We start from the raw sequence: 23,297 nt of genomic DNA, 5'->3' as shown, positions 1-23,297 counted from the left end.
GCCTTTTTTTGCGCCCTGATTCGCCAGATCGGCTTGCTTTAATAACCTCATCAAAACGAAACAGCGACACAAACCATGAGTCGCAAACAAGACACTTGATGAGGACATCAAAATGAAAAAGCAGCTTATCTCAACACTAATCGCAACAACGCTTGTAGCATCTTTGGTTTCACCAATCGCAACCGCCAATGACAACATGGAAGATAGCTACAAAGTGGGTGAGCAAGAACAGCTAATTGGTTTGGGCTCAGGTGCAGCCTTTGGTGCCATTGTTGGTGGCCCGGTCGGTGCGGTTGTTGGTGCAATGGTTGGTGGCATTGTTGGAACTGCGGTCGGCCAAGACGAACAAATTAAAGCGCAAGACGCAGAATTGGGTGAGTTGGTCGCCCGTAATACCGAACTAGAACGCATCAGCCGTAAGTACAACCAAGCCCAAATCGAGATTGCCCGTCTCGAACAAGATAAATATGACTTGCTAAACCATCAAGATCGTCAACTTGATCTGGCGTTAGAAATGAATGTTCATTTCAGAACAGGTTCTGCCGAGATCGAGCCTCTTTTCAAAGTCCAACTCGATGAAATCGCTGAAATCATGAAGCAAGCGCCAGATATCCGCTGGGAACTATCGGGTTACTCTGACCGCCGAGGCAGCAGTGAACGAAACCTTGCGCTTTCAGAGCTTCGAGTTGAAGCCGTCCGAAATTATCTGGAGTCACAAGGTGTCGAGAGCGTGCAGCTTTTTGCAAGTGCTTATGGTGACCAAGAGCCGCTTAAGCATGAACAAAACTTCGAAGGTGACTTCTTCGATCGTCGGGTGACCTTACGCAGCTCAAATGACAATGTCAGCACGGCCAAAAGTCACTAAGGGGTAAGTGAATGACGGAACAACAGAAAATGAACGTCAAAGAGGAGGCACCGAGCTGGGTGCTTTCCTTCCTGATAACGCTTTTGCTTACCATGCAATTAACGGTTAGGGCAGATGATATTACCGCCCAAAAAATAGACATTGTGGATGGCGATACCCTTTATGCCTGGGATGAAAACTGGCAGGCAGTTGATACTGAGCAACACATACACCTGTTACCAAATAAAGCTGATAGTGCGCTGATTCAGTCACAAAGGGTAGGGCAGTAATGATGGATAGCATCGTTTGGTATGAACTGTTCCTCAAAGTCTCACTGCTTCACTTTAGCCTTATCTATTGCTAATTAATTAGCTGAAACAGTAAAGGAGGAAACGGAACCGGAGATAGTAATGATATGTGGCATAAACGCTCGCCCTTAAGTGAAGATGAACACTTGAGGGCGAGTTTATGTGGTTAAAGGATCTGCTTTAGCCTGTCTTGAACCACTTCGACCAAAAGGTCGGGCTGGAATTTAGAGATAAAACGGTCACATCCTACTTTTTTTACCATCGCCTCATTGAAATTGCCGCTCAACGAGGTATTCAAAGCAATATGTAAGTCTCGCATTCTTGGGTCGTTACGAATTTCATGGGTCAGCTTGTAGCCATCCATTTCAGGCATTTCTGCATCGGTGAACATCATAAGCAGTTCTTCATTGAGGTTGAGGCCTTTATCACACCAACTTCTCAGCAAATTAAACGCCTGTAAACCGTTATGGGCTTCAATGATTTCTAATCCTAGTTGTGACAAGGTTTCCCTTATTTGCGCACGAGCTGTGGATGAGTCATCGACGATCAAAACTCTTCGACCCTGAAAGTGATTAATCAGCGAAACATCGAGAACTTCCTGCGAAATTTGTGTGTCGTAATCAACGATTTCTGCCAGCACTTTTTCAACATCAATGATGCTGACAAGGCGATCCACTGTATCTTTCTTGATTTTTGTTATGGCTGTCAGGTAGTTATTTTTGCCAACCTGACTTGGAGGCGGCTGAATATCCTGCCAGGTCATGTTCATAATGTTCATTACTTGGCCCACTAAGAAGGCCTGCACCGAACGGTTGTATTCTGTAATGATGATATTACTTTCTTCCTCGTAATCACCAGTCCTCATGCCAATCGCCCTGCGCAAATCGATGACAGGAATTGATGCACCTCGAATATTGGCAACACCACTGATATTGGGGTGAGAGCCCGGTAATTTGTTCAACCTGGGCAGTTTAACGACTTCTTTTACCTTGAACACATTAATGGCGAACAACTGTGAAGTGTGGAGCCGGAAGATGAGTAGCTCTAAGCGGTTTTCACCAACAAGATTTGTACGTTGGTCAACAGAGTCGAGAATATTGGTCATTAAACGTGCAAGGAATCAGTAATATTAAATTTATCAATATATTATCTCACTGCCATGCTCTTGTCTAAGTCAGTGTTATTGAAAGCAATAAAAAGCTAGAACAGATCCGATCTCATTAAATAATTTACAAAATAAATACCCGAAATGTTTCAAATCAAAGAATTTGATTCTACAGGGAGATAGGCTGACCTAATAACTAAAAAAGATGATCGACTAAACCCAATATAAAACTACTGGTTATCATCCTGAGCGCTGTGCTGCTTCTCCCTATGAATAAGAAGTTAGCTATTTAAAGAGCCTATGAAACTCATAATAAAGGCACAGTGCCAGCAACAGCAAAGAGGCAACTATGAGTAATGTCACGATAGACGGTCAGGTTCTGGCTACTGACGGTCAATTGTCAATTCTTGAGCTCGCTCAACAGTTCGAGATTGAAATCCCATCTTTATGTGGGCTAAACAAAAACGGTGAAAAAGTACCATGCGATTTGTGTGTGGTTGATATTGAAGGCCAAGGCATTCAGCGTGCATGTGAAGTGACAGCTAAACCTGAAATGGTGATCAGCACGCAAAGTGAAGAACTTTCTGAGCGCCGTCGCCAATCACTAAACCGTATTATGTCAGACCACTATGCAGACTGTGAGGCGCCTTGCCAAACTGCATGTCCTGCTGGTGTCGATATTCAGTCCTATCTTTACCATATTTCTCAAAACGACCATCAGAAAGCGGTAGAGGTGATCAAACGCACCTTACCGATGCCGTTATCTATCGGTCGTGTTTGTCCTGCATTCTGTGAGACTGAATGTCGCCGTGGTATTGTCGATGAGCCTATCGCAATCCGCCAATTGAAGCGTCACGCTGCAGATATTGATCTTGAAGCCCAAGAGCAATATGTGCCACTGCGTAAAGCTGACAAGGGTAAGAACGTTGCCATTATCGGTAGTGGTCCGGGTGGTTTGAGTTGTGGTTACTACCTTAGCAATGAGGGTTACAACGTCACCGTTTTTGAGTCGATGCCAAAAGCGGGTGGTTGGCTGCGTTATGGTATTCCCGAGTACCGCCTACCAAAAGCGATTCTTGATAAAGAAATTGAGCTTATTTGCCGTAATGGTATGAAGGTAGAAACTAACACCAAGCTAGGTAAAGACTTCTTGTTGTCTGAGTTGACTACACAGTATGACGCTGTTTGCTTGGCGGTAGGTGCATCACAAGCGGTTGAAATGAACTACCCGGGTAGTGATCAAGACGGTTGCTACCTAGGTGTCGATTACCTGAAAGATTATGTCACGACGCAAAACTACACCACAGGTAAGAAAGTAGCGGTTATTGGTGGTGGTAATACCGCGATTGACTGTGCGCGTACCGCTGTACGTGCTGGTGCGGATACCACACTTATTTACCGTCGTACTCGTGACGAAATGCCAGCCGAAGATTATGAAATTGTTGAAGCTGAGCATGAAGGGGTGAAGTTCCACTTCCTGACCAACCCGGTTGAAAACATTGCTGATAGCAATGGCCGAGTGACAGAAATTAAACTGGAAAAAATGGCTCTGGGAGAGCCGGATGCATCTGGCCGCCGCCGTCCAGAAGCCACTGGTGAGTACTTTGTCGAGCATTTTGATACTGTGATTTCTGCGGTATCGCAAAAGCCAGATCTGTCTTTCCTAGACAATGACTCAATTGAACTACCTGTTACACGCTGGCTCACCCTAGAGTCAAATGACGACACCATGCACTCTGGTGTGGAAAACATCTTCAGCATTGGTGACTTCCGCCGTGGTCCTGCGACCGCTATTGAAGCCGTTGCTGATGGCCGTGTTGCTGCAGAAGCTATCGATCGTTTCTTCAATGGCGACATGGAGCATATTCCTGTTAAGCCATACAACTCGCAGAAGGCCGCCAAGGTTAAAGATGTGGATCCTAAGCAATTTGAAGGGATCCAAAAGGCCATGCGTTCGATCATGCCTGAGCTGACCAGTGAACAGCGCCAGTTGAACTTTGCTGAGGTCGAGACCGGTTTCATCAATGAAGAAGCTATGCGTGAAGCTGCACGCTGTCTTGAGTGTGGTTGTCAGGCGAATACAGACTGTAAACTGCGTGACTTTGCGACTGAATATAAGGTCGACAAAGACGAGTTGGATATGTCCAGCTGCCAGAAGTTTGCTGTCGATGACAGCTCTGAATTTATCGTCTTCGATGCTAACCGTTGTATCAGCTGTGGCCAATGTGTCGACACCTGTAATAACAAAGCCGTTCACGGTGTACTTAGTTTCATGAAGGACGATGCGGGCAACAGCGCCAAACGTCCGGAATGCCGTCCAGGCTTTGAAAATGGCTACAACATGGGCGACTCCAACTGTGTGCAGTGTGGTGCTTGTGTACAGGTATGTCCTACGGGCGCATTAACAGATGCCCGTGATAAGTCTCAGGGCCGTATCGAAATGCTCAAGCCGGTAGATACAATTTGTACCTACTGTGGTGTGGGCTGTAAGGTCACTATGTATGTGGATGAACTGACTGATAAGATCCGCTACGTACAAGGTGCGAAAGATTCACCAGTGAACCAAGGCATGCTGTGTGTGAAAGGGCGTTTTGGCTTTGACTTTGTCCAAAGCGAAGAGCGCCTGAGCCAACCGTTGATCCGTAAGGACGGCGAACTGCAACCGGCAAGTTGGGAAGAAGCGATTTCACTCATTGCCGATAAGTTCTCTTCTATTAAGAAAGAGTCCGGCGGTAATGCACTGGCTGGTTTCTCTTCAGCGAAAACCACCAATGAAGATAACTTCGCTTTCCAGAAATTCATCCGCCGTGAATTTGGTACCAACAACGTCGACCACTGTGCTCGTTTGTGTCACTCCACAACAGTGACCGGCCTTGAAGCATCACTGGGTAGTGGTGCTATGACTAACGATATTCCGAGTATTGCCCACTCTGATCTGATCTTCATTATTGGTTCAGACACGACGTCAGCTCACCCAATTATTGCCTCGCACATCAAGCAAGTGCTTCGCAAGGGTTCTGCTCGTCTGGTCGTCGCTGATCCGAAGAAAGTGGATATTGCAGACCATGCTGAGCTCTATGTTGCACACCGCCCAGGTACAGACGTGATGTTGCTCAACGGTATCATGCAGCAAATCATCAAGAATGGTTGGCAAGATCAGAGCTACATCGAACAGCGTGTCGAGGGTTATGAAAACCTTAAAGCTGAGGTTATGAGTGACGCTTACGCACCTGATAAAGTCGAGCTGGTTACTGGTGTTAAGCAAGCAGATTTGATCAAGCTGGCAGAGGCAATCGGTACAGCTAAACGCACTGCGATTTACTATTCAATGGGTATCACCCAGCATACAACAGGCCACGATAACGTGCGTTCAATTGCTAACCTGCAATTGTTGTGTGGCAACATTGGTATTGAGGGTGGCGGTATCAACCCACTTCGTGGTCAGTCGAATGTTCAAGGTGCTTGTGACATGGGTGCACTGCCTTGGGATTTCCCTGGCTATCAGAAGGTGACCAACAAAGAAGCACATGCCAAGTTTGCCAAAGCATGGGATCGCCCAGACTTGTCTGCTGAACTTGGTTTGACACTGACTGAGATCATCGATGCAGCCTGTAAGAGGGAAGTACGCGGCTTGTACGTAATGGGTGAGAACCCGGTACTGAGTGACCCAGATCAGAAGCACGTGCTGGAAGGTATTGATAAGCTCGACTTCTTGGTGGTGCAGGATATCTTCATGACAGAAACTGCGCAGCTGGCAGATGTCGTACTCCCTGCTTATTCATTTGCAGAGAAAGCGGGTCACTTTACTAATACCGAACGTCGTGTTCAGCGCTTGAACCCAGCAGTTAAAGCGCCGGGGCAGGCAATGGAAGATTGGCAGATTATCCAAAATATCGCTAATGCCATGGGCAGTGATTGGGCATACCAGTCGGTTGAGGACATTACTGCCGAGATTAATGCGCTAACACCGCAATATGCCGGTATCACTTGGGACCGCGTAGGTAAAGATGGCCTGCAATGGCCGTGCCGTGATGAAAACCATCCTGGTACCCGTGTGATGCACCAAGAGAAATTTGTCCGTGGTGAAAAAGCAGAAATGGCTGCCATACCTTTCTTGTATGCCGCTGAGCTTCCGGATGACGAGTATCCTATGGTGCTTTCAACGGGCCGTTTGTTGGAGCAGTTCCATACCGGAACCATGACACGTAAAACCAAAGGCTTGGATAATCTTGCAGGCCCAAGGGTGATGATTTCTGTATTTGATGCAGAGCGGTTAGGTGTGTCAAATGGCGAGATGCTGACTCTATCAACCCGACGTGGTTCGATTAATGCACCGGCATTTGTCACTAAGCGAATTCAACCAAATGTTGTCTTCGTGCCATTCCACTTTGCGGAATCAGCGGCAAACAAACTGACGGTTACAGCCACAGACCCATACGCCAAGATCCCTGAGTTCAAGGTCGCAGCAGTAAGGGTTGAGAAAGCGTTAGAGCTTGTCGAGTAAGCCATTACCACATAACAGAATTGAAAAGCACTCATTTTTATGGGTGCTTTTTTTTGCTTGTGAAAATCAAAGGGTGATATGTGTCACAAAAAATGCATGTGATAAGAGTATCATATTCTAATCGTTTAGCTTGATTCACTACATCCCTCTCTTGCAATAAGAGATCTTTCATAAACGTTACAAATCATTGCTGCTCCATGCGAAATTGTAATCATACATTGCAAATATTTAATATAAGAAAAATTTGTTTGGCATTATAATGCTATCAGTTTTTTTTATTCACGCATTTATTCACTCTTTGACCTGCCAGATTGAGCTTACCGCTCTAACCGATGGGAACATTTTTGTGGATAAAGATGCGTAACACTTGGGGTAAGCATGAGTTACGGAGATACCAGCAATAATCAACTGTTTTCGCCGATGGAAATGATGGCGGAAGCGGAGAAGTTTGCTCTTAGCAAAGCAAAGAAGACCAGCAGCATGACGCTGGGATTAGCGATGATGGCTGGCGCATTTATCGGGTTGGCTTTCGTATTTTATATCACTGTAACAACAGGGAGTGCTTCTGCTGGATGGGGCCTGAGCCGGTTAGTCGGTGGCATGGTTTTCAGTATGGGGCTGATTCTCATTGTGCTCTGTGGCGGTGAATTATTCACAAGCTCGGTACTTTCCAGTATTTCGTGGGCAAACCGGCAGATCACATTAAAGAAAATGTTATCGATTTGGGGCAAGGTCTATATCGGTAACTTTTTCGGTGCCATGTTCATGCTTATGCTCATCACTGGTGGCGGTATGTTTCTACTGAACCATGGTCAGTGGGGCCTTAATGCCCTTAATATTGCTCAGCACAAGCTTCATCATACGCCTATTCAGGCATTCACTTTGGGTGTTCTGTGTAACTTACTGGTTTGTTTAGCTATTTGGATGACTTTCAGTTCAGCAAACGCATTAACCAAAGCGGTGTTGATGATATTGCCTGTTTCCATGTTCGTCTCAAGTGGGTTTGAACACTCCGTAGCCAACATGTTTATGGTGCCGCTTGGTATTGTGATTCAAAACTTCGCACCGGATCAATTCTGGCAAATGGTCGGTAGCACACCACAGCAGTATAGTGACCTGAATATCAACAACTTTCTATTTGCGAACCTGATACCTGTTACGCTTGGCAACATCGTCGGTGGGGCAGTATTGGTTGGGCTTGCTAATTGGTGTATTTTCCGTCGCCCGCAACTTAAAGCGACCAACGTGACATCAATTTCCCAAAGTGTAGAACTCTCGACTGCCAAGGAGGTGGACATGCTCTCACATGTAACAGTAAAGGACTTGGTCGATTCACATCCACTTACATTATCCGCTGATCTAACTGTGCCACAAGCCGTAGATTTAATGACAGAGCATCAACTTTCAGGCGCTCCTGTCTGTGATGTCAATGGGCGTCTGATTGGATTCTTATCGATGTTCGATGTAATGAAAGAGCTTTGGTACAAGGATTATCAACCAGCCAAAGAAACCAAAGTGGTCGATTTGATGAGCAGCGAAGTCGTTGCTGTAGATATCAATGATCGTCTGGTCGATTTGGTTGAATACATGTGTATTGATAAAGACATGCTTTACCCAAGTTCTGATATGGGAATAGCAACCAGTGCGACGTCTTTATCACTAGATCAGCGCGTAAAAGCATTGAAAGCCAGTAAGCCCCGTGTTCTACCTGTGCTGCAAGATGGTCAGTTTGTCGGGGTGATAACACGCGATGGCCTAATGGCAGAATTGCGCAAGGTTTACCACGATGTCGCATTGACAGAAGTGAAGAAGCTTGAGATCGCATAATTATAACCATTAGATGTGTGAAATTTGTGATTGTTAAAAACACCCAGTTTTACTGGGTGTTTTTTTATATCCGTCACAAAATGGAATGTCACATAACTGAAAGATTAAATTCCATATTTAATGTCGCGCACAGGTTATCTGATGAAATTGAATACTAAGATTTCACCATTAAGCGGTGGTAACTTAGATGTATTCAGCGAAAAAAGGCTCTTCGACACTATTTCTTACATTTTTAAGGCTTGGTTACACATTATTAACAAATGAATGGTAAACTTATACACGGTAGATATTTAGGGTGTTACAAAATGTAAAATAATGAAAGTTAGGGAGAAAAGCTGTGTGCTACAGAGCGTCAGGGTGTATGCATTTTGATCGGAAAGTGGGAAAATGCTCGTATTAGCTTAAAGCACATTGAAAGGACGCAATTCTAACTTTCTCAAAGAGGTGTCTATGAAGTTCGGTTTGATTTTTTTGTTGTCTGCCGTTGCTGGTGTTCTATCTGGTGAACATTTTCACTCCTTTCTAGTCGGTTTTGGAGTTGCCTCGGTGGCTGTCGGCGCGGGCTATTGGTTAGCTTTCCGCTGTTCAACTCGATATCCACAACTTGCATTGCTGATGCTTCTTATGGGGCTGATGGCAAAAATAGGTGTAACAATCGCCGGTGTAATGTGGGGACTTGAGTCTAATCTTATTAATTCTCCATTCGTTTTCTCACTGTCGTACTTGTTCTTCTCTATTGTTGTGACCTACTTGTATGCCAAGCTACGTGAATTCCAGATGTCTCGTACATCCGCAACACTCACTGCAAAAGCTGCTTAATAAACGCATTAAAGAAAAAACGGGCTATTTGCCCGTTTTTTTGTGCCTGTTACAAATGGATAATGAAATTGAAAATAGAAGAGGCGGCATAGATACACTCAGGAGCTATTCTTGGGGGTGTCTACAAAGTAGATAAATAACTAGTCCTATGCCGCCATGTACCTCTTGGGTACTTGGTTATTTTTACGCTAAAATAGGAAACCTAAAACAGAAGAAGCAAAATAAATAGGTTCCTCTTTTATGAGCGGTCAACGTCTTAAAGTCCAATTTCAACGTTTATACAATCACTTCTCTGGCCAAGATGCCGATACTAACCTTCAAGATATTGCCGAAGTACTGTTTTGTACTCGCCGCAACGTGCGTATGGTCATTAATAAAATGGTCGATAAAGGTTGGATTAACTGGGAGCCTGCCGTTGGTCGAGGTAAGCAATCAAGATTGACTTTCTGTAGTACCGACAGTGAATTGCAGCTAATGCATGCAAGAAAGTTGGTAGCAGAGGGGAAGTTAGAACCGGCGTTGGAGGCCTTAGAGCACAATGCTGACAAACTGGCCCAGATCATTCAGGAACAATTAGGCCATACAACCGCACACGGTAAACAGATTGTGCGACTGCCATATTATCGCGCGTTTAGTAACCTTAATCCGCTGCAACCATTGCGACGATCAGAGCAACATTTGGTACGACAAGTGTTTAATGGCCTCACTAGAATAAACGAGGAAAAAGAGGAAGTAGAAGGTGATTTAGCCCACCATTGGGAGGCACTGACTCCTCGTCATTGGCGTTTTTACATCAGGCCATCAGTCCGTTTCCATGATGGCCGGATATTAAGTAGCGAAGATATTATTGCCACTTTCAATCAGGTCAAGCAGCACCGGTTGTTTAATCATATTAACGAAATTCAGGCGCCTTTTAATCACACCATCGATTTCTATTTAGCATCAGATGATCATCGCTTTCCTGATTTGCTCACCAACTTGATAGCCATGGTCCAGCCCGCTGATGCTGATATGAGCAACCCTAATGTCCTTTTCCCTGTAGGCACTGGCCCATATAAAGTGATCCAGAATGACAGTAAGCGATTCAAGCTGGAAGCGTCAGATCAGTATTTTGGCTTTAGGGCTTTGATTGATGTCGTCGATATTTGGATGCTGTCTGAAGTGGCATCTTGTTATCTTCAACCAGCCACTGATGCGAGCCAACTGGGGGGAGTCAGTGTCTCAACGCGTTTGAAACTCGATGAGGGGTGTAACTTCTTGCTATTTAACCGCACCAGTGGGCTACCGGCTGATCCTGAGTGGTTAAATTATCTGAAAGGGCGCTTAACTGCACTGCAACTGCTACAGCGTTTGAATAAAGATCAAATCGGTGATTTCCGTCTGACCAATGCTTATGGCATCTTGCCGGGGTGGACACATGTCCCGCTGCACTCTATACCTGTCCAGACTCCTCCTTCCAAGCGTATTGTGACGATTGCTTTTGCCTGCCAGCATCCCGTTTATCCTCATGTTGCCAAGGCCATCCAAGAGATTTTGGCTGAAGACGGTATCAAGTTACGTATGCTTGAACTCACGACGACAGAGATTGCGCTGGGCAAACATAGCCAGAAAATTGATTTCTGGCTAGGGGGGATGAGCCTAATGAATTACCGGGACGATGCCCTGCTATCTTGGTTCTTTAACTTTGACCATATTGCCAGAGCAATGCCAACAGATGAGTTCCAACTTCTCGAACAGGAAGTGATGAGGTGGCGTGCAGACCCAGAACAAGCATCACCCTGCCAAGACCTCGGCGCAAAGTTAGTTGAGTTTGGTCAGGTAATGCCATTGTTTCATAACTGGCTAGGGGTAGATGATACTGGGGCAGTGCAGGGGATGCAGTCTAATTCAATGGGCTGGTTTGATTTCAAATCCGTTTGGATGAAGCCTGATCTTGAAGATACCGGAATCTAATCAGGTATTTATCTCTCTGTTGAATCTTAATATATCTAACACTTTTTATTCATCGTTCTGACATCCTGACTGATTACAAAATAGCCATGCCTTGTCACTTATGTTCCGGCATTAAGTGGCACGGTATAGTTATTACTAGCATGGAGAGTCACAATGTTTGAGTTTGATCCGAATGATATTGAGCTTAACGAACACGATCTGTGGGACGAGAATCAGGATGAGATAGAATTCGATGACTGGTTTGAATCTGAAGATCTTGAAGATGAATATGAGTAAACCGAATTAAAAAACAGAGAACAGGCCGGAGCTTGTTCTCTGTTTATTCAGTAATTCATTCATCGATCTAGGTTTGATTTACCGAGGCTTTTAATGCTTCATTTTGGTCACTGAACCATTGATTGATAGGTCGCCAAACAACATCAAACATCGACTTGTACCACGGTGCTTCTTCAACCGCTCCCTTTGAAAGTAAGGGTTGCTCTGCGATAACTTCGTCTTGTATATACCACACGACCTTACCGACTTCTTGCCCCTGAGTGATTGGCGCCTCAAGGTTTTCGTAATGAATGCTATATTCAACGTTCTTTCTTTGCCTACGGGGAATAGTGACTTTGCCACCCGAGGCAACTTCAACATCTATCGTGGATGGACTGCCGTACCAAACGCGTAAAGGAACGAGTTCATTACTACTAAAGTTTGGATCGATATCTTGATAGAAACGAAATCCCCAAGTTAACAGCTTTTTGCTTTCAGTGCGGCGAACATTGGCGCTTTTTGTTCCAAGTACAACTGCAATCAAACGCTGGCCATTTTGCTCTGCTGAAGAGACAAGGCTATAACCCGCTTGTTTGGTATAGCCGGTTTTTACCCCATCTACATTGATCGTGGTATCCCATAACAGGGCATTTCGATTACCTTGCTTAATTTTGCCAAAGGTAAAGGACTTTTCTTTGAATAGCGGGTACATATCAGGCAAATCAGCAATTAATGCTTTTGTCAGCAGTGCCATATCATAGGCTGTAGTCTGTTGGTCTGCTGAATCAAGCCCATGGGGGTTGGTAAAATAAGTGTCCTGCATGCCAACTGTATCAGCATACTTGTTCATCATTTCAATGAATGCAGACTGGTGACCTGCTACATGTTCGGCGAGGGCAACCGTTGCATCATTGCCTGACGAGATAATGACGCCCCGATTGAGATCATCGACCGTGACCTGATCGCCTACGTTGAGAAACATTTTAGATGAACCGGGGAACTTTTTACCCCAAGCATTTTCGCTGATCACCACCATATCTTCTGCCGTGATATGGCCAGATTGAATCTCTTTTCCAACCACATAGCTGGTCATAATTTTCACTAGACTGGCAGGCGCATGGGGCGCATTGATGTTTTCACCAACAATGACCTGTCCAGTGTCGTAGCTCATCAAAACCCAAGACTGGGCGGCAACTTCGGGTGGTGTAGGCAGGTAATCTGCATAACTGTGAGTAGCGATCACCAACGAAAAAGCACTTATTGCCAGTCTACGGCAAGCTTTCGCTAAGGTTGGAAATGTCATTGGAATAACCCCGTGTTTGCTGCATCGTTGCACTTTTCAGCATAGTAAAAAAATACAGACAAGAATAAATTTGATGCTAAATGCGCGAGATAATTCACTAGGTGTCTCATGGCTGAGATTAATATAAATATTTTTTATAACAATATATTAGGGTATGAAAAGATCATTGTGGCGCTACGAAGACCGAACCTAACGATAAATTTTGGTGGTTCATTGACTGCATATAATGAACATGGGCATCGATGAGTTGCTGACTTTCATTTTGCCAAACTACCGTTGGTTGTTGTTGGCAGTATTCCAGCATGTTGATGATCATTATTTCGAGCTTTTTAATGCACCATCGCTTGATTGCCTCATCCTGTTGCGGCGCTATCGCCAGTGCCTGTAGTTTGCTGTAACAAAACTGTTTGTAACGAAAAGCAAGCTCATAATCACCGTTATTTTGGTAGAAGTTCACTAGTTGTTGGCAGAGTTCTAGCCAATAGGCAATGTCCTCGTTTTGACTTTCGGTAATGACAGGACCAAAGATCACTTGTGGTGCGCCATTGAGTAGCTGGATTGCTGGGTTAATATCACTCTTTAATTTTAAATCTAGTTTGCTGACGCTTTTCAACCAACAATCAACGTTGTGTTTGTTCTCAATGTCATTCATCTGATCGAATCCTATTTCCTTCCAATACATCTCTACTAATTTAGTCAAAATGGTTAAAAGCAATGGTGGTAGCAAGAAAATGTGATGGAGTGCATGCAAAATAATACTGACAAATAACTCAATTTACGCATGTTCTTTTGATGTTAATTGTCTGTTGTAATATTTGCTAACATATTGGATTGGTTCACGTAAATGTCTTCAAGGAATGTGTAGACTATCGCTAGATAAATCACTCAGGGAGTTGAGTTGCGAATGAAACTGTTACGAGGAAGCATGTTTTTCGGGGGCATTGCTGCAGCCCTGATGGCATCAAGCAGTGCTTTAGCAGTGGTTCCGGGTACAGACCTTACCCAATCAACAGTCGGTTATGCCTCACTGGTCATTTTTGGTCTTGCCTATTGCTTAGTCATGGGTGAAGAGTATCTACAATTGAGAAAGTCGAAGCCGGTGCTGTTGGCGGCAGGTATTATTTGGTTAATGATTGGCTTCGTTTTCCAGCAACAAGGCCAAATAGAGCTAGCGAAATCGGCACTAGAACATAATTTATTGGAATATGCAGAGCTATTGTTGTTTTTGTTAGTCGCGATGACATACATCAGTGCGATGGAAGAACGCCGGTTGTTTGATTCTTTGCAGGCCTGGATGGTAAGCAAAGGGTTTAATTTTAGAAGTTTGTTTTGGCTTACCGGTTTATTATCTTTTGTTATTTCACCTATCGCCGATAACTTGACGACAGCACTGCTGATGTGTGCAGTCGTTATGAAAGTGGGGGGGAGTAATCTTCGCTTTATCAATATCGCCTGCATTAATATTGTTGTAGCCGCTAATGCTGGTGGGGCATTCAGTCCTTTTGGTGATATTACGACCTTAATGGTGTGGCAAGCCGGTTTGGTAACATTTACCCAGTTCCTCGACTTGTTTGTTCCATCTCTGGTGAATTACCTGATCCCTGCACTTATCATGTCGTTCTTTGTACCTAAGACAAAGCCGAATACAACCAGTGAACATGTCGAATTGAAGCGTGGTGCAAGACGTATTGTATTCCTCTTTATCATGACCATTGCAACGGCTGTCAGTTTCCATGCTTGGGTCCATTTCCCTCCGGTTATTGGCATGATGATGGGCTTGGCCTACTTACAGTTCTTTGGTTTCTATCTTCGGAAAACCCTGCCACGTTCGCTAGAAAAGAAAACAGCATTGGCGATAGCGAATAACGATGAAGAGGCCTTGAAACGTATTGGCTCAGTGGTGCCATTTGATGTCTTTAAGCGGGTATCACATGCCGAGTGGGATACATTATTGTTTTTCTACGGTGTGGTGATGTGCGTGGGTGGCTTGAGTCTATTAGGCTACCTCGGCTTGGTTTCTGAGGTGATGTATTCTCAATGGAACCCGGTGTGGGCCAATGTGATGGTCGGTATATTATCAGCGATTGTCGATAATATACCTGTGATGTTTGCTGTTTTGACGATGCAACCTGAACTGTCTTTGGGGAACTGGCTCTTGGTGACTTTGACTGCGGGTGTCGGTGGTAGCTTGTTGTCGATTGGATCAGCGGCAGGTGTTGCTCTAATGGGGGCTGCGCACGGTAAATATACTTTCTTTGGACATCTGAAATGGATGCCTGTTATCGCATTAGGTTATGTGGCCAGTATTTTATGTCACCTGCTATTGAACGGTCATTTGTTCTAATTGACACATCAATAAATTGCCAACAATGGAAATTGACTAAATTTCACGCGGGTAAGCAAAAGTTAGTAATTAGAAAGTGTGTAGAACGTCACTAAAGAATAATGAAATGTAAGCCCAGCAAATGCTGGGCTTTTTTTTGGGTAATTGTCGTGCTTAACTAGACATATAAAGCTGTAGTAGTCATAGGAATGGCGCATGAAAAAATATGGATGTTATGTTGTTGGCGCATTGACGCTTTTTTCTGGAACTGTTGCCCATGCAATGAACTTAGAAGACTTATTCAGGGTTCCTAGTGTTAAATTAGGTATTGCTAAGTCGACTGGCAACGTTGATATTTCAAAAGACGGTGAGTTTAACGACATTCCATTTAACTCATCAAATTCGGTTACGCCCGTTGTTAGCCTTATTCAATCACCTTACTTTTTCACTGAATCTACCCGCTGGGGTTACCACACCGAGCTATCGGCGAGTTACTTTGACCTAGATTATGATGACGACGATGACGATCAGTTCTCTGGTGGCGATTATAAAGGATATTCAGTGGGCTTTACCCCTGTGCTGTTTTACCAATGGGGCGATCGTAAACTCTGTTCAACGTGTAAGAGTTGGCGGGTAGAGATTGGCGCAGGTGTTCATTACCTGAATGCCGATGGAAAACTCAAGAATGCAGACAACAGTCAAATTAAGTTTGATTCATCTGGCTTTGGCTTTAACTCGCATCTAGGTACTGTCGTTAACTACAAAAAGTGGGAGTTGGGCCTGAGGCTAGTTGCCCCAACCAGAATGGATGACGGTGATATCAAGGTCGAACATGGTATTTCTTCTGTCAGCCTTGGCTATCGATTCTAGGGTTAACACCACTTAATAAGTGGGGCACTTAGGTGAAGATAAAGGCGCTTAATGTTATCAACATTAAGCGCCTTTTCGTTTTATGGCCGTTTAAAGAAGGTAAATTAAGCTAGGGTTATTTCCAGTTCTTTAAGGAAGGTATCAATGTCGTCACGGGTAATATCAATATGGGTGACCAGTCGCATTGGATTTCCTGGGGTGATGATGATGTCTTTTTCTTTTAGCTTTGCAGCCAGTGCTTGTTGGTCGATAGCCGAGTCCACTTTGGTAAATACAATGTTGGTTTGAACAACATCAGTATTGACCTTGAAACCGGGAACGCGATTAAGGCCTTCAGCTAGCGCTTTAGCATTAGCATGGTCATCCGCTAACCGATCTACATGCTCAGTCAATGCGATCTTAGCGGCAGCAGCTAAAATACCTGCCTGACGCATACCGCCGCCTAATACTTTACGCCAGCGTCTTACTCGTGAAATAAAGGCTTTGTCACCGAGAACTAGAGAGCCAATAGGCGCACCTAATCCTTTAGATAGACATACTGTCATTGAGTCAAAGTACTGGCTGATTTCTTTAATATCTACACCTAATGCAACCGCAGCATTGTAGACTCGAGCGCCATCTAAGTGCAGTTTAAGTTTATGCTGGTTTACGAACTCCCTTGCTTCAGCCATGTATGACAAAGGGAGTACTTTGCCATTGATGGTATTTTCAAGGCTCAGAAGTCGGGTACGCGCGAAGTGTGCATCATCCGGCTTAATGGCAGCAGCAAGTTTAGTAAAAGGAATCGTACCATCCTTTTCGTTTTCAATCGGCTGCGGCTGGATAGAGCCAAGTACGGCAGCACCACCACCTTCAAACATATAGTTGTGTGCTTGCTGGCCGCATAGGTATTCATCACCGCGCTCACAGTGGGCCATTAGCGACAGTAAGTTTGCTTGTGTGCCCGAGCTACAAAATAGAGCACTCTCAAAACCATGACGCTCTGCTGCCCATTGTTCTAGTTCATTGACGGTAGGATCGTCACCATACACGTCATCACCAACTAGTGCTGCAGCCATTGCATCGCGCATGGCTTGTGTCGGGCGGGTAACGGTATCAGAACGAAAATCTATCATGGCTACTTCCTTGGTTTATTCTGTTTAGCCCATTGCTTATTTAAATGGGATATAACACTTTGCCAGAAACAAAACAAAGAGAATAGAAATCTATGCCATGATTTTTCTGGGATGGCGAAAATTTGATACCGAGCAAAAAAATGATTGAATAATTGTTATCCTTTCGTGAATTTTCATTTCCCACTTGCTGGTTTAGCTAGACTTAAGATGAACCGAGATTGGGAGCGCTGCTTTGCAGCGTTATTCAGCACCTTACGTTGTAAGTTTGCTGAAGCGGGAGAATCATGGCGTAAGTCAGATAGGAGGCTGTCATATGTTGGCTGAGCATAGGCATTTCATTTTACCTGGAGAGTCAAGACTTCATGCGGATGTTACTGTAAGTCCAGTTGGCGAACTTGAAGTGAACATCTTAGAGCAAAATAGCCATTTAAGTGGTGAATTTGATCAGCTCTATTTTTATTCTGAAGGTAAGAAAACGGAGCTTGTTTGTAAAAGCCAGATTCAAAAGGATGATGTGCAATGGCACTTACCTTTGTCGAGTGACGATGCAAGGGAACTGGCCAAATTGATCGAACTTGCAGAGGAAGAATACGAAATTCTGATGCGTGATCTATAGCGACTGCTTTACATTGGGTGTGACAATTATCTTTTGATCCTGCTTTTTCAAGCAGGATTTTTTTATGGGGGACTTAATCCTGACTCAACAACTGGATAATTGTTTCGATAATATGCTGGTATCGCTTAGGAAGAGGACGGTGTTGTTTTCTCAATAAGTAAAGCTCTTGCATAACCGTGTTTGGTAGCGGGAGTGTTTTGATCTTATCTTGGTAGCTGAACTGGCTAACAGCCTTTTCCGGCAACACCGTAAAGCCAAGTCCTTTTGAAACAGGTAATAGGATTTGATTAAGCTGGTTGATGTAACCCGATTTGGTGATTTTGTTGAAATCAAAGTGACTGTCACTGAAATTTGCCAAATGCACCTGCTGGAGATAATGCTTTCCATCAGGGTGGTTGATAAAACCGAACGAGTAGAGCGACTCTTTATCTAAATCTTCATCTGGATAGTTGGCAGGCACAACCACGCATAGGGCCTCTTGTCCTATTTGGGTCTGCTCGAAATACGGATCATCCAATGAATGAGTGATGATACCTATATCAAATTGGCTACTCTTGATCCCTTCTATAATACGGTGGTTCGGTGCCGACTCTAAATGAATACTAATAGCAGGGTAATTTTGCTGATGGCTGAGAAAGTGGGGGTAAAGGAACATGGCGAGTGATCCTGAACAAGCCACGTAGCACTCACCACTAAAGGGATCATCTGCTAATAATTGGCTCAACAATTGCCTTTCATCTTCTTGCCGTTTAACACCATATTGATAAAGTTGTTGTCCTGCAGGTGTCAGCTCAAATCGTTTACCAATACGTTTGATGAGCGGCGTGCCGGCTTGTTCTTCGAGCTTCTTGATATGTTGGCTGACTCCAGGTTGAGTCATAAACAGTTTTTCTGCAGTCTGCGTGAAGTGGCCGACTTCAACCAAGGTAATAAAGGTATGTAACCATTGGGTGTTTAGCATGGCAGTTAGCGATCTTTAAATGATTAACTCCTTTGATTAGTATCATTTGCTGATTAAGCACGTCAAGCAGATACCTAGATAGGTATCTGCTTGTTGTGAAAATAAAGTGCAGAAGAATAATACTAATTAAGTCGTGTACATTAGGAAGTCTCTACCATTAAAGGCGCTTGTTGCCCATTTGATATACCGCGCATACTTCATTGTGATCGTTCAGCAGAGTGATATTGGCTTTGTAGCCGGGCAGTAGTTGGCCGTATTGGCCATCAATTCCTGCCGCTTTTGCTGGGTATAAGCTCGCCATCCGAAGTGCTTCTTCGCGGCTTAGCCCAACATGCTGGATAAGGTTTTTGATACCTTCGATCATTGTGATGGCTGCGCCGGCAATGGTGCCATCGGCGTAATGACACTTCCCGTCTGTAACGTATGCCGTGGTACCCGCCATATCGTACTCCTTCATATCTGTTCCAGCGGGAGCTACAGCGTCGGTAACCATGAACAGTTTTTCACCAAGTATTTGGTGGGCAATACGCACAGAAGCGTAAGAGGAGTGAATACCATCGACGATAATACCTGCATGGGGTTTTTTATCGAAAATGTAACCCACAGTACCTGGCTCACGGGAGCCGAGAGGGGTCATAGCATTGTACAAATGGGTTGCCATTTTTAGATGGTTTTTCGCTGTTAGCTGGTGGTAGTCGGCATTGGTGTGACCCAGAGATACCGTGATGCCTGCATCATTGAGTATATCGATAACAGCTTGAGAGGTATTTTCTGGTGCAAGCGTAACCACGGAGATATGTTTGGCATTATCTGCCATATAATGAGCCGTTAGTTCATCGAGGATGCGAATGTGATTCTCGTCATGAGCCCCTTTTTTTTCTTTGCTAATAAAAGGCCCTTCAAGGTGCAATCCGATGATGCCTTCGCTTTCATGGCTTTCAATGGCCGAAATCAGTTCAACAGCTTGGCACATTGTTTCATGCTTACTGGTAATTAAGGTCGGCAGGTATTGCGTGGTACCCGATTGAATGTTGGTCTCATTCATTGTGTCGAGGGTTTGCTTTGAAATATCGACATTTAGCATCACGCCACCACAGCCATTGAGCTGTAGGTCAATAAAACCAGCGGTTGCCGTCAGTCCCTGACCATCATAAACGGTCTCTGGTAAGTTAGCAGTTTCCATTGGAACAACGGCTTCAATGGTATCGCCGGCAACAATAATGGCTTGGTTCTCAAGGGTATCTTGACCGTTAAAAACATTGATATTTGTGATAGCGTACATAGGCGTCCCAACTCTTGAAGCTTTATAGAATAAGTGAAAACGTAACCCTGCAAATAAGCAAATCGGTGCCATACAAGGTAACTTATTTTTATTTAAAAAATAAGTTAGAGTAATGTCTGCCATTTGTCAATGCTCAGCGTGTTATAAGTGAGAGCTTATGCTCCATAATCTTCTGTTTTCGTAATCAAATGTTTGATTTATCCTTGTGGCGCATTCATAGGAGGGCACATGTCGCCTAAAACGATTTTTGCCAGCGTCGCATTAGTTATTGCGCTGGGTTCATTAGAGAAAAGTATTGTAACGACGCCTTTACCTATTATTGGTGAAGAGCTTGGTGCCGGTCAGGCATTGACCTGGGTGGTGACGGCCTATTTATTGGCGGCAACTGCAGTGCTACCAGTGTATGGTAAGCTGAGTGACATCTTTGGCAGGGTCAAGATGCTAAATATTAGCGTGGTATTGTTCCTGCTAGGTTCGGTTGCCTGCGCGATTGCACAAGACTTGCCGACATTGGTCGCAGCGAGGGTATTGCAAGGTATTGGTGGCGGAGGCCTCATTGCTCTGGCATTCACTGTTATTGCTGATTGTATTCCTGCTCGCGAAGTGGGCAAGTATCAGGGGTATATCTCGGCGGTTTACGCCGCTTCGAGTATCGCCGGGCCGCTGCTTGGGGGGTATTTCGCTGAGCACTTAAGTTGGCGTTGGGTCTTCTGGATTAATCTGCCTTTGGGGGCTTTAGCTTTATGGATGATAAATACCAACCTAAAGCATCTAAGCAAAGGGCGGGATAGCCGCTTTGATTGGGCGGGAGCGGGTTTATTGATGACAATTACTACGCTCTTGCTGTTACTGATGTCGCCAGATATTGCGATCAGTCAAATCAGCTTAATTATTGCAACGGTTGTCGCAACGATAATTTTTATGATTGTAGAAAAGCGAGTGCCAGACCCAATCCTTCCGGCGCGTTTGTTTAACCTTCCCGGTTATATGATTAGTGTGTTGCTTATTATGTGTTCTCAGCTTCTGATGTTTGCAGTGTTGGTGTATTTACCACTGCAAATGCAATGGCAGCATGGAATGACTGCTTCAGCAAGTGGCCTCATCATGATGGTGTTTATGATGAGTATCACCAGTGGGGCGTACCTCGGAGGTAAGCGAATAGCCAGAACAGGTTATTATAAGTCCCTTGTGGTTATTGGGTTTGCAATGGCTGTTGTTGCCGTTTTTCTCCTTTATCAAGGCATGCTGATGACAGTTGCGCTGGCGTTTGCCGGGTTAGGATTAGGGCTTACCCTGCCTAGCCTAAATGTAGTGGTACAGAATGTATTGCCCCCTCAAGATAGGGGAATAGGCCTTTCTATGTTCGGTTATGGCCGTGAGTTTGGTGGGGCAATAGGTGTTGCATTTTGTGGTGCGCTATTTCATATCAAAGTGCCTGTGTTGGTGGGGGAAGGGAGTGCGGAAGGACTTTCACAGTTTGATCCGATTGCCTTGGGACAAGGCTTTACTATGACATATGGCGGCTTAGTTATTGTCGCATTGGTCTCTTTGATCGTGACGGTTGTGTGTTTGAAAGCTCAACCACTATCAACCGATGTAGCGAAGCCAAAGCGCTCATACAAGCAAGAAAGCCTAGATTAACCAGAGGTACTTTATCGGCAAATAGCCCTGTTAGCTTGCTAGCAGGGCTTTTTTGTGGACAAATTATTGCTGTCAGGCACAATACGCCGCCTTATGTTTGTAATATCGCTGCATAGTGTGGCGACGAGGTGAGTCATGGCATGGTTTGAATGGCCATTAATTCTTTCAAGTGTATTAACCCAACTGGCAATTGGTGCATTTATTGTTCTCGGTATCGTGCTGTTGACGGGCAAACTGTGTTTTGGTCAAGCTGATAGACTGTATCGAACCATGCCTGCTTTGTGGCTTATGTTATTCAGTGCGCTATTGCTGCGAGAGCTTAACTTGATGCTTGCCGATACTGCCGAGGTCTACCAAATTGGCGACGAAGCGCTTCTTGCTATCACCTTTTTCGCTACCGCCTTGATGTATTGGTTTGCTGAGAAAGCCTTGATTGGTTCAGATACCTTCCGCAAGGCATGCCTGAGCTTGGCAATTTTGGTCGGTTCTGGTTATTTACTCAACGGCCTGATGTTGCGCAGTGAGCAATGGCTTGTTAGCTCTCATTTCCTAGCGACAACGCTTTGTGGGGGAACATTATTGGCACACGCAAGCCTTATCAGAGCGAAGCATAAAGTCGAAGCGCTAAATGTTGTCCTGCCATGCGTTGGCGCTGTTATCGCGCTTGTTTGCATGCTTACGGGCTTGCCACAGCTGGGTGAGTTGTCGAATCAAATTGAAGTGGATGGCTCTGCCATGCCCTTTATTGCCCAAGTTGTGAGCCTTGGCTTGCTGTTAGCTGCTGTCGGTGTTTGGTCTCTGCCAATTATTACCAAGAGCAAACCGGTAATGGGTGTAATGACTTTTGCATTGGTATTAAGTGGTTTTTCATCCTATTTTGCAGGTGTTGGCTATTAAGTCCCTCCCAAACGGGGCATAAAGAAAAACCGCGATGCTAACATTTACACATTGGCATCGCGGTTTTTTTACATTAACGCGCTAAGTCGCTATTTCACAACGCTGAGAATTTCCCTAAATCGCTCACCTTCGGCAACTTCTTGAAGCTCAAAAATGAGCATTTCAGCAGTCGTTAACGATGCGCCAAATTGCTGCATTTTTTGGAGTGCGACCTGTTTATTCGTTGGGTTGCGTGACGATACGGCATCGGCAACCACTTCAACATGATAATCCGCTTCTAGCAGTTGGCGAACAGTTTGGTATACGCAGATATGGGCTTCGATACCGACGACAACGACATTCTTACAACCTGATGCTGCCAAGGCATCCACGAATTTTGGTTCGCGATAACAACTAAAGCTATTTTTGGCGATAGGGCTATGTTCATGCAGGTGATCAGAGATTTGTGGAATGGTTGGACCTAGCTTGTGTGGGATTTGCTCAACCCAAATAATCGGGATATCAAGAATCTTGGCGCCTTTGACAACGGTTTCCAAACTTTTGAAAAGCGTTTCTTTGTTATCCATGATTTGAGCCAGCTTTCCCTGGACATCAACTATCACCAGTGCAGTATCGTTTGTTGTAAGCATATGAATATCCACTCATTAGTTAAGCTTTTACCATATAGGAATTTT

The 23,297-nt window shown here is 44.6% G+C and carries 19 protein-coding genes; 12 read left to right on the top strand and 7 right to left on the bottom strand.

Annotated features, from left to right (window positions below):
* Nucleotides 1–112 precede the first annotated feature (112 nt).
* Together pdsO and C9J01_RS03285 are read left to right on the top strand one after the other, a co-directional pair.
* Nucleotides 113–865, top strand: a complete 753-nt coding sequence (gene pdsO / locus C9J01_RS03290) for a sortase-associated OmpA-like protein PdsO (protein ID WP_107296668.1) — start codon at nt 113–115, stop codon at nt 863–865.
* An 11-nt stretch (nt 866–876) separates the two neighbouring features.
* Nucleotides 877–1,134 (top strand): hypothetical protein, encoded by a 258-nt coding sequence (locus C9J01_RS03285; protein WP_107296667.1) that lies wholly within the window; start codon nt 877–879, stop codon nt 1,132–1,134.
* A gap of 184 nt (nt 1,135–1,318) precedes the next feature.
* Here C9J01_RS03285 and C9J01_RS03280 read toward each other — a convergent pair whose 3' ends face one another.
* A complete protein-coding gene (locus tag C9J01_RS03280) occupies nt 1,319–2,257 on the bottom strand; it encodes a chemotaxis protein CheV (protein ID WP_107296666.1) in 939 nt (312 codons plus the stop codon).
* Nucleotides 2,258–2,606: 349 nt separating this feature from the next.
* Here C9J01_RS03280 and fdhF point away from each other — a divergent pair, with 349 nt between their 5' ends.
* From fdhF to C9J01_RS29985, 5 genes are all read left to right on the top strand, one after another.
* On the top strand, nt 2,607–6,761 hold the full coding sequence (fdhF, locus tag C9J01_RS03275) for a formate dehydrogenase subunit alpha (RefSeq protein ID WP_107296665.1): 4,155 nt from the start codon (nt 2,607–2,609) through the stop codon (nt 6,759–6,761).
* Nucleotides 6,762–7,139: 378 nt separating this feature from the next.
* Nucleotides 7,140–8,588: a formate transporter FocA gene (gene focA / locus C9J01_RS03270; RefSeq protein WP_107296664.1), complete on the top strand. Its 1,449-nt coding sequence runs from the start codon at nt 7,140–7,142 to the stop codon at nt 8,586–8,588.
* A 450-nt stretch (nt 8,589–9,038) separates the two neighbouring features.
* Nucleotides 9,039–9,407 carry an NADH:ubiquinone oxidoreductase gene (locus tag C9J01_RS03265; RefSeq protein WP_107296663.1) on the top strand — a complete coding sequence of 123 codons (369 nt, stop codon included), beginning with the start codon at nt 9,039–9,041 and terminating at the stop codon, nt 9,405–9,407.
* A 240-nt stretch (nt 9,408–9,647) separates the two neighbouring features.
* On the top strand, nt 9,648–11,360 hold the full coding sequence (gene sgrR / locus C9J01_RS03260; RefSeq protein WP_107296662.1) for an HTH-type transcriptional regulator SgrR: 1,713 nt from the start codon (nt 9,648–9,650) through the stop codon (nt 11,358–11,360).
* 153 nt (nt 11,361–11,513) lie between these two features.
* Nucleotides 11,514–11,636, top strand: a complete 123-nt coding sequence (locus C9J01_RS29985) for a hypothetical protein (RefSeq protein ID WP_272898705.1) — start codon at nt 11,514–11,516, stop codon at nt 11,634–11,636.
* Nucleotides 11,637–11,703: 67 nt separating this feature from the next.
* Here the strand turns inward: C9J01_RS29985 and C9J01_RS03255 are convergent, their stop codons facing one another.
* Entirely contained in the window at nt 11,704–12,918 is a 1,215-nt protein-coding gene (locus C9J01_RS03255) for a D-alanyl-D-alanine carboxypeptidase family protein (RefSeq protein WP_107296661.1), read from the bottom strand.
* 163 nt (nt 12,919–13,081) lie between these two features.
* On the bottom strand, nt 13,082–13,570 hold the full coding sequence (locus C9J01_RS03250) for a hypothetical protein (protein ID WP_107296660.1): 489 nt from the start codon (nt 13,568–13,570) through the stop codon (nt 13,082–13,084).
* Between the two features lie 303 nt (nt 13,571–13,873).
* Between C9J01_RS03250 and nhaD the strand changes: the two genes are divergently transcribed.
* Nucleotides 13,874–15,262 carry a sodium:proton antiporter NhaD gene (gene nhaD / locus C9J01_RS03245; protein ID WP_237156895.1) on the top strand — a complete coding sequence of 463 codons (1,389 nt, stop codon included), beginning with the start codon at nt 13,874–13,876 and terminating at the stop codon, nt 15,260–15,262.
* A 195-nt stretch (nt 15,263–15,457) separates the two neighbouring features.
* Entirely contained in the window at nt 15,458–16,111 is a 654-nt protein-coding gene (locus tag C9J01_RS03240) for an acyloxyacyl hydrolase (protein WP_107296658.1), read from the top strand.
* 104 nt (nt 16,112–16,215) lie between these two features.
* On the opposite strand, the gene ltaE is transcribed toward C9J01_RS03240, so the two are convergent.
* Nucleotides 16,216–17,223 (bottom strand): low-specificity L-threonine aldolase, encoded by a 1,008-nt coding sequence (gene ltaE, locus C9J01_RS03235; RefSeq protein WP_170114881.1) that lies wholly within the window; start codon nt 17,221–17,223, stop codon nt 16,216–16,218.
* 316 nt (nt 17,224–17,539) lie between these two features.
* On the opposite strand from ltaE, the gene C9J01_RS03230 reads away from it, so the two are divergent.
* Nucleotides 17,540–17,842: a hypothetical protein gene (locus tag C9J01_RS03230; RefSeq protein WP_107296656.1), complete on the top strand. Its 303-nt coding sequence runs from the start codon at nt 17,540–17,542 to the stop codon at nt 17,840–17,842.
* Nucleotides 17,843–17,915: 73 nt separating this feature from the next.
* Here C9J01_RS03230 and C9J01_RS03225 read toward each other — a convergent pair whose 3' ends face one another.
* Both C9J01_RS03225 and nagA read right to left on the bottom strand, forming a co-directional pair.
* Nucleotides 17,916–18,803, bottom strand: a complete 888-nt coding sequence (locus tag C9J01_RS03225) for a LysR family transcriptional regulator (protein ID WP_107296655.1) — start codon at nt 18,801–18,803, stop codon at nt 17,916–17,918.
* Nucleotides 18,804–18,960: 157 nt separating this feature from the next.
* Nucleotides 18,961–20,085: an N-acetylglucosamine-6-phosphate deacetylase gene (gene nagA, locus C9J01_RS03220; RefSeq protein ID WP_107296654.1), complete on the bottom strand. Its 1,125-nt coding sequence runs from the start codon at nt 20,083–20,085 to the stop codon at nt 18,961–18,963.
* A gap of 228 nt (nt 20,086–20,313) precedes the next feature.
* Between nagA and C9J01_RS03215 the strand changes: the two genes are divergently transcribed.
* Both C9J01_RS03215 and C9J01_RS03210 read left to right on the top strand, forming a co-directional pair.
* Nucleotides 20,314–21,726, top strand: coding sequence for an MDR family MFS transporter (locus tag C9J01_RS03215; RefSeq protein WP_107296653.1), 1,413 nt, complete (start codon nt 20,314–20,316; stop codon nt 21,724–21,726).
* Nucleotides 21,727–21,861: 135 nt separating this feature from the next.
* Nucleotides 21,862–22,623, top strand: coding sequence for a DmsC/YnfH family molybdoenzyme membrane anchor subunit (locus tag C9J01_RS03210; RefSeq protein WP_107296652.1), 762 nt, complete (start codon nt 21,862–21,864; stop codon nt 22,621–22,623).
* Between the two features lie 89 nt (nt 22,624–22,712).
* Here C9J01_RS03210 and C9J01_RS03205 read toward each other — a convergent pair whose 3' ends face one another.
* The gene (locus tag C9J01_RS03205) at nt 22,713–23,252 is read right to left on the bottom strand and encodes a hydrolase (RefSeq protein WP_107296651.1); all 540 of its coding nucleotides are present in this window, start codon (nt 23,250–23,252) and stop codon (nt 22,713–22,715) included.
* Nucleotides 23,253–23,297 lie beyond the last annotated feature (45 nt).

Origin of the sequence: Photobacterium rosenbergii, assembly GCF_003026455.1 — a bacterium.
Taxonomy (GTDB): Bacteria; Pseudomonadota; Gammaproteobacteria; order Enterobacterales; family Vibrionaceae; genus Photobacterium; species Photobacterium rosenbergii.
Note: the sequence above shows the minus strand (reverse complement) of the source record. Positions and strands in the feature narration are given on the sequence as shown.